Raw genomic sequence first — 6,410 nt, forward strand, 5'->3', positions numbered from 1 at the left:
GCCCGAAGCCGCGATCATGGTGCCGGCGCCGCTCTCGCGGATCGGACACGCCCCGGAATTCACCGGCCCCGTCCGCCAGGTGAGGGCGCCCGCCGCCACGGCCTGGCGCCAGCCCCGGGCGCCGCCGGCAACGGCCTGATCCGTCTCGCCATCATTCCTTCCTTGCGGCCCTTCCCGGGTCCTGTCGACAGGTCAAGCCATGTCTTTTTCCATCCTCCGCGCCGGGGTCCTCGCCCTCGCCGCCTTCAGCCTTTCCCTGCCTGCCCTCGCCCATGAATTCGAGGCGGGCAATCTCGAGATCGTCCATCCCTGGTCGCGGGCGACGCCCGCGGGCGCCAAGGTCGCGGGCGGCTTCTTCAAGGTCGAGAACAAGGGCGATACGCCCGACCGCCTGCTGTCGGTCGGCAGCGACATCGCCGAAAAAGTCCAGGTCCACGAAATGACCATGACCGCCGAGGGCATGGCTTCGATGAACGAGGTGACGGGTGGCATCGAGATCGCGCCCGGCGCGACCCTCGAACTGAAGCCCGGCAGCTATCACGTCATGTTCATCGGCCTGAAGCACCCGCTGGTCGAAGGCGAGAAGTTCAAGGGCACCCTGACCTTCGAGAAGGCGGGCACGGTCGAGGTCGATTTCGTCGTTGGCCCCCTGGGTGGGACTTCGGGCCACGGCACCATGCAGTGACCACGCGCGGCAGGGGGCGGCGGATTCGCCCCCTGACCCTCGATCAGTTGATCATCAGGGTCGCGACATGGGCCGCGACCGAGGACGACAGGGCATAGAGGTCGTAGCCGCCCTCGAGGGTGGAGACGAGACCGGCCCGGCACATCTTGCGCGCCATGCGCGCCAACTCCTCGGTCACCCAGCGATAATCCTGTTCCGTCAGGCGCATGTTGGCGAGCGGATCGAGGGCATGGCCGTCGAACCCGGCCGAGACCAGGATCAACTCCGGCTTGAAGGCTTCCAGCGCCGGGAAGACATGCTCGGTGAAACATTTGCGGAAGGCGGGGCCATCCGCCCCCGGCGGCAACGGCGCGTTCAGGATATTGTCGGAAACGCCGGTCTCGCCCGCCGCGCCCGTGCCCGGATAAAGCGGGGCCTGATGGGTCGAGGCATAGAACAGCCCCGGGTCCTTCTCGAACATGGCCTGGGTGCCATTGCCGTGATGGACGTCGAAATCGACGACGGCGATACGTTCCAGGCCATGGGCGACCCGGGCGTGCAGGGCGCCGACCGCGACATTGTTGAACAGGCAGAAGCCCATGGCATGGTTGGGTTCGGCATGGTGGCCGGGCGGACGCACGGCGCAGAAGGCGGAATAGGCGCCCCCGGTCAGCACCGTGTCGACCGCGGCGACGACGGCCCCGGCGGCATGAAGCGCCGCCTCCCCCGAGCCGGAGGACATGACGGTGTCGCCATCGAGGTGAAACACGTTGTGGCCGACCGACGGCACCTTGGACAGCACCCAGTCGACGTAATCGGGATCATGGACGCGGATCAGCTGCTCGCGCGTCGCCGGCGGGGCTTCCGCCCGCTCGAGATAGTGGAAATCCTCCGCCTCCAGCGCCCGCATCACCGCCCGCAACCTGTCCGCGCATTCGGGATGTCCCCAGCCGGTTTCATGGGCGAGGCAGGACGGGTGCGAGAACAGAATGGTGGACATGAGCGGTCACTTCCGGGGCAGCGTTTCCAAGGCGGCCATGCGCGCAGCCGCCCTTGTCCCTTCAATGTTGCCCCGCGGCCGTCCCACCACAAGTGCGACTTAGGGCGGGGGCGGCCAAAAAGCCGCCCTCATGCGGCATTTTGCCCGCCCCCGACGCGCAATCAGGCGGCGAAGCGCGAGAAGTCGGGTTTGCGCTTCTCGAAGAAGGCGCCGATTGCCTCGGCGACCTCGGGGCCGCGCAGCTGGGCGCCGAAGATCGCGCCTTCTTCCTTCATGCGCTCGGCGACATCCACGGTGCCGGACTTCATCAACTGCTTGGTCAGGCGCAGGGCGGAAGGCGCGAGGCCGGTCAGGCGCCGGGCCTTGGCCTCGACATGGGCGGCGAGATTGGCCGCCGTCACCACTTCGTTGACGAAGCCGAGGTCGGCCGCCGTCGCCGCGTCGAACTGGTCGCCGAACAGGAAGAGCTGGGCCGCCTTGCGGTGACCGATCATGGCGGGAACGATCAGGCTCGACGCCGCTTCCGGCACGAGGCCAAGGGACGTGAAGGGCATGGAGAAGCGCGCCGTGTCGGCGGCATAGACCAGATCGCAGTGCAGCAGCAGCGTGGTGCCGACGCCGACCGCGATGCCGTTGACCGCGGCGATCAGGATCTTGGGGAAGGTGGTGAGCGCGGCGAGGAAACGGCCGACCGGGGATTCACCGGCGAGATCGGGCGGATTCTGCATGAAATCGATCAGGTCGTTGCCGGCGGTGAAGGCATCGCCCGCCCCGGTCAGGATGGCGACACGGACCGCGGGATCGGCTTCCGCCGCCTTCAGCCCGTCGACGATACCGTCATACATGGCGAGGGTGATGGCGTTTTTCTTGTCCGCCCGGTTCAGCGTGATCCGCATGATGCCGTCGAAGGTTTCGGTGGTAACGAGATCAGTCATTTCCTGACGCTCCTGGCCTGGCGCGGCGGTGAGAAGTTCTGGATGATGTTGTCGAGGAAGCGGGTGACGACGGCCATGTCATCGGCGGAAAAACCTTCCGTCATCTGGCCGTTCATCTCGTCCAGCAGCGGCCTTGCCGCCTTCAGGCGGTCTTTGCCGGCCTGCGTCAGGGCGAGCAGGGTGACGCGGCGGTCTTCCTCGTGGTGGCGGCGGGTGATGAACCCCGCGCGTTCCAGCCGCTCGGCGAGACCGGTCACCGCCGAGGCATTGAGATCCAGCCGCTCGGCCAGATCCCCCGGGGGACAATCCCCGGTCTCGGCGATGACGAACAACGCCCCGAGCTGCGCGCTCGTCACGTCGAGCCGTTCCATGAGCACGACATCCGCCGCCTTGTAGAGAAGGTGGCGGGCCCGGTTCAGCATGTAGAAGAGACGGGGTCGGGTCTGGCTCATGGCCGGATCGTAGCCCGATATGCTTCACATGTGAATCATTTTCCGATGGCCGCGACCGTCACATCAAAGTAATTCCATGTAACATAAAACTTCACGCGATTTTCTTCGATCCGTGACGATAAGGAAAAGCGATGCCCCTAGCCTCCGCCCGGGATTATTCCCGGGGAACGGAGGCTTACCATGCAGGATTACCGTCAACGCTTCGTCTTGACCCGCCGCGGGCTGATCGCCCGCAGCGCCGCCCTCGGCGCCGGCCTCGTCGTCGCGGGCCACAGCTACAGCGCGCTCTCGGCCACGGCCCGCCCGCGCTTTTCCCACGGCATCCAGACCGGCGATGTCGTCGGTGACCGCGCCGTTCTCTGGGCGCGGGCCGATCGCCCGGCCCGCCTGAACATCGAATGGTCGACCACCAGCGGCTTCGCCGACGCCCACAACCTCGCGCCGGTCGATGCCCTGCCGGGCAGCGACTACACCGCCCAGGTCGTGGCCGAGGGCCTGCCGCAGGGCCAGCAGATCTACTGGCGCGCCCGCTGGACCGCGCTCGACGACGTGAATTCGGTCTCGAGCCCGGTCATCGGCCGCTTCCGCACCCAGCCGAGCGCCGGCAAGTCGGTCAGCTTCACCTGGTCGGGCGATACCTGCGGCCAGGGCTGGGGCATCAACCCCGACATGGGCGGCATGACCATCTACAAGACGATGAACGCGCTCTCGCCCGATTTCTTCATCAACTCGGGCGACTGCATTTATGCCGATGGCCCGATCCAGGCCGAGGTGACGCTGGCCGATGGCTCGATCTACCGCAACCTGACCCTCGAGGGTAAGCACAAGGTCGCGGAGACGCTGGAGGAATATCGCACCGCCTATCGTTACAACCTGATGGACGACAACATGCGCTTGTTCCTGGCGCGAACCCCGATGTTCTCGCAGTGGGACGACCACGAGACCCTCAACAACTGGTATCCGGACGAGATCCTGAACGACGCCCGCTACAAGGAGAAGCGCGTCGCCGTCCTCGCCCGCCGCTCCAAGCAGGCCTTCCTCGAATACAACCCGACCCTGCCGGCGACCGAAGCCGGTCAGCGCCGCGTCAACCGTTACATTCCCTATGGCCCGTCGCTGGACGTCTTCTTCCTCGACATGCGCTCGTTCCGTGGCGACAACACCTCGAACCTGCAGACCGAGGAAGGCCCGGATACCACCTTCCTCGGCGAATCCCAGATCCTGTGGCTGAAGCGCGCCCTGCGTGCGTCGAAGGCGACCTGGAAGGTGATCGCCGCCGACATGCCGATCGGCCTCAACATCGGTGACGGCACCGCCGGCGACGGCAAGCCGCAGTGGGAAGCCATCGCCAACGGCGAGAATGGCAGCGCCAAGGGCCGCGAGCTGGAAATCGCCCGCCTGCTGAAATTCATCAAGGACGAGGACATCAAGAACACCGTCTGGCTGACCGCCGACGTTCATTACACCGCGGCCCATTACTACGACCCGGCCAAGGCCCAGTTCACCGACTTCAAGCCGTTCTGGGAATTCGTTTCCGGCCCGCTGAACGCCGGCACCTTCGGCCCCAACACGCTCGACGCCACCTTCGGCCCCGAGCTGAAATTCGTGAAGGCGCCGCCGGCCGGCCAGGCCAATCTGCCGCCGACCGCCGGCTATCAGTTCTTCGGCCATGTCGAGATCGACGGCAAGACCAAGGTCATGACCGTCAACCTGATGGATGCCGCCGGCGCGAAACTGTGGTCGATCGACCTGACGCCGGAAGCCTGATCACGCTGTTCCCGGGGTGGCATCCGCCGCTCCGGGTTCTTCTACGCTCTTGCGGCAGGGGCCATGGCAGGTAAGGATCGGCCAAACCGATCGGGGCCCCTGTCATGAGTCTGCTTCCCATCGCCGACCGCTGGTTCGAGCGCAAGCGCATCTCCGACGACATCACCCTGCTGTGGGAGCCCCATGTGGTGCCGCTCATGCGGTGCAATATCTGGCATTTGCGCGGCCGCGACCGCGACCTGTTCATCGACACCGGCATGGGCGTCGCGTCCCTGCGGGAGGCCGCCCGCGACCTTCTCGACAAGGCGGTGACCGCCGTCGCCACCCATACCCATATCGACCATGTGGGCGGCCATCATGAATTCGAGCATACGCTGGTGCACGAGCTGGAAGCCGAGAACCTGCGCCATCCGGCCGACCGGGGCGGCTTGCTTGAATCCGTGCTCGGCCCCGATTTCGCCCGCACCTTCACCGAGATGGGTTATCCCTTCTCGGGCGACCTGATCACCGCGATTCCCTCGGCCGACTATGACGCCGCCGCCTTTCAGGTCCAGGATTCGGTCGTCACCGAGATCGTGACCGAGGGCGATATCGTCGACCTGGGCGATCGCGCCTTCGAGGTCCTGCATCTGCCCGGCCATTCCCCCGGCTCCATCGGCCTGTGGGAAGCGAAGACGGGCACGCTGTTCTCGGGCGACGCGCTTTACGACGGCCCCCTGCTCGATCAGATCAAGGGCGCCGACATCCCGACCTACATTCGCACCATGAAGCGCCTGCGCGAATTGCCGGTTTCGGTCGTCCACGCCGGCCACGACACCAGCTTCGGCCGCGAGCGGCTGGTCGAACTGTGCGACCAGTATCTGGCCTGGCGGCGCTGACGCGGGAACCCGGGCTGGCCCTTTCGCCTTGATCAGGGCATAAGGGGCCGCCCGCCCCGACAGGACAAGCGTCATGACCAGCACCACCGAAACCGCCCCACCGGCGAAGAAGAAGTCGCTGCTCGACAAGGCGGTGGCGCTGGCCTCCGGCCCGCACGGCCTGTGGCTGCTGGCCGTCGCTTCCTTCGCCGAAGCCTCGTTCTTCCCGATCCCGCCCGATCCCGTGCTGGCCGCTGTCGTGATGGCCCGGCGCGAGCGCTTCTGGCTGGCGACCATGATCTGCACCGTCGCCTCGGTGCTGGGCGGCCTCGCCGGCTATGCCATCGGCTATGGCCTCTACGAGACGATCGGCAAGGCGGTGGTCGAATTCTACCACCTGCAGGACGCCATGCTGTCGTTCCAGCAGCGTTTCGCCGAATGGGGCGGCTGGATCATCGTCGCCAAGGGCCTGACGCCGATCCCCTTCAAGCTGGTGACCATCGCCAGCGGCGTCGCCGAATTGAACCTGCTGACCTTCGTCGTCTCCTGCGCCATCACGCGCGGTGCCCGCTTCCTGCTCGTGGCCTGGCTGTTTCACGCCTTCGGCCCGCAGGCACGGGCGATCATCGCCCGTCACAAGCTGGCGATGCTGATCGGCGGCGTTCTGATCGTGCTGGCGGGTTTCGCCGCCTTCACCCTGCTTTGAGCCCCGGGAGCGCGGGCGGGACGATGCCC

At 66.4% G+C, this 6,410-nt stretch carries 7 protein-coding genes; 4 read left to right on the forward strand and 3 right to left on the reverse strand.

What is annotated here, in order from left to right; translation table 11 throughout:
* Window positions 1–199: 199 nt before the first annotated feature.
* Complete coding sequence (locus tag WAZ62_RS03960; protein WP_422642227.1) at window positions 200–685, forward strand: copper chaperone PCu(A)C; 486 nt, start codon at window positions 200–202, stop codon at window positions 683–685.
* A 43-nt stretch (window positions 686–728) separates the two neighbouring features.
* Here WAZ62_RS03960 and WAZ62_RS03965 read toward each other — a convergent pair whose 3' ends face one another.
* The 3 genes from WAZ62_RS03965 to WAZ62_RS03975 all read right to left on the reverse strand — a co-directional run bounded on the left by WAZ62_RS03965 (window position 729) and on the right by WAZ62_RS03975 (window position 3,051).
* Window positions 729–1,664 (reverse strand): histone deacetylase family protein, encoded by a 936-nt coding sequence (locus tag WAZ62_RS03965; protein WP_422642228.1) that lies wholly within the window; start codon window positions 1,662–1,664, stop codon window positions 729–731.
* A gap of 161 nt (window positions 1,665–1,825) precedes the next feature.
* Window positions 1,826–2,599: an enoyl-CoA hydratase gene (locus tag WAZ62_RS03970; RefSeq protein ID WP_422642229.1), complete on the reverse strand. Its 774-nt coding sequence runs from the start codon at window positions 2,597–2,599 to the stop codon at window positions 1,826–1,828.
* Window positions 2,596–3,051, reverse strand: coding sequence for a MarR family winged helix-turn-helix transcriptional regulator (locus WAZ62_RS03975; protein WP_422642230.1), 456 nt, complete (start codon window positions 3,049–3,051; stop codon window positions 2,596–2,598). Before WAZ62_RS03975 ends, WAZ62_RS03970 begins: the two co-directional genes overlap by 4 nt.
* Window positions 3,052–3,231: 180 nt before the next feature.
* On the opposite strand from WAZ62_RS03975, the gene WAZ62_RS03980 reads away from it, so the two are divergent.
* The 3 genes from WAZ62_RS03980 to WAZ62_RS03990 all read left to right on the forward strand — a co-directional run bounded on the left by WAZ62_RS03980 (window position 3,232) and on the right by WAZ62_RS03990 (window position 6,381).
* Window positions 3,232–4,818 carry an alkaline phosphatase D family protein gene (locus WAZ62_RS03980; RefSeq protein WP_422642231.1) on the forward strand — a complete coding sequence of 529 codons (1,587 nt, stop codon included), beginning with the start codon at window positions 3,232–3,234 and terminating at the stop codon, window positions 4,816–4,818.
* Between the two features lie 104 nt (window positions 4,819–4,922).
* Window positions 4,923–5,696: an MBL fold metallo-hydrolase gene (locus WAZ62_RS03985; RefSeq protein WP_422642232.1), complete on the forward strand. Its 774-nt coding sequence runs from the start codon at window positions 4,923–4,925 to the stop codon at window positions 5,694–5,696.
* 73 nt (window positions 5,697–5,769) lie between these two features.
* Window positions 5,770–6,381 (forward strand): YqaA family protein, encoded by a 612-nt coding sequence (locus WAZ62_RS03990; RefSeq protein WP_422642233.1) that lies wholly within the window; start codon window positions 5,770–5,772, stop codon window positions 6,379–6,381.
* The last annotated feature ends 29 nt before the right edge of the window (window positions 6,382–6,410 follow it).

Origin of the sequence: Zavarzinia sp., assembly GCF_049306435.1 — a bacterium.
GTDB lineage: Bacteria > Pseudomonadota > Alphaproteobacteria > Zavarziniales > Zavarziniaceae > Zavarzinia.

What these genes read in the sequence shown, in the direction of transcription:
- WAZ62_RS03960 (WP_422642227.1), top strand. Translation starts at nt 200, where the DNA reads ATGTCTTTTTCCATCCTCCGCGCCGGGGTCCTCGCCCTCGCCGCCTTC.
- WAZ62_RS03965 (WP_422642228.1), bottom strand. Translation starts at nt 1,664, where the DNA reads ATGTCCACCATTCTGTTCTCGCACCCGTCCTGCCTCGCCCATGAAACC.
- WAZ62_RS03970 (WP_422642229.1), bottom strand. Translation starts at nt 2,599, where the DNA reads ATGACTGATCTCGTTACCACCGAAACCTTCGACGGCATCATGCGGATC.
- WAZ62_RS03975 (WP_422642230.1), bottom strand. Translation starts at nt 3,051, where the DNA reads ATGAGCCAGACCCGACCCCGTCTCTTCTACATGCTGAACCGGGCCCGC.
- WAZ62_RS03980 (WP_422642231.1), top strand. Translation starts at nt 3,232, where the DNA reads ATGCAGGATTACCGTCAACGCTTCGTCTTGACCCGCCGCGGGCTGATC.
- WAZ62_RS03985 (WP_422642232.1), top strand. Translation starts at nt 4,923, where the DNA reads ATGAGTCTGCTTCCCATCGCCGACCGCTGGTTCGAGCGCAAGCGCATC.
- WAZ62_RS03990 (WP_422642233.1), top strand. Translation starts at nt 5,770, where the DNA reads ATGACCAGCACCACCGAAACCGCCCCACCGGCGAAGAAGAAGTCGCTG.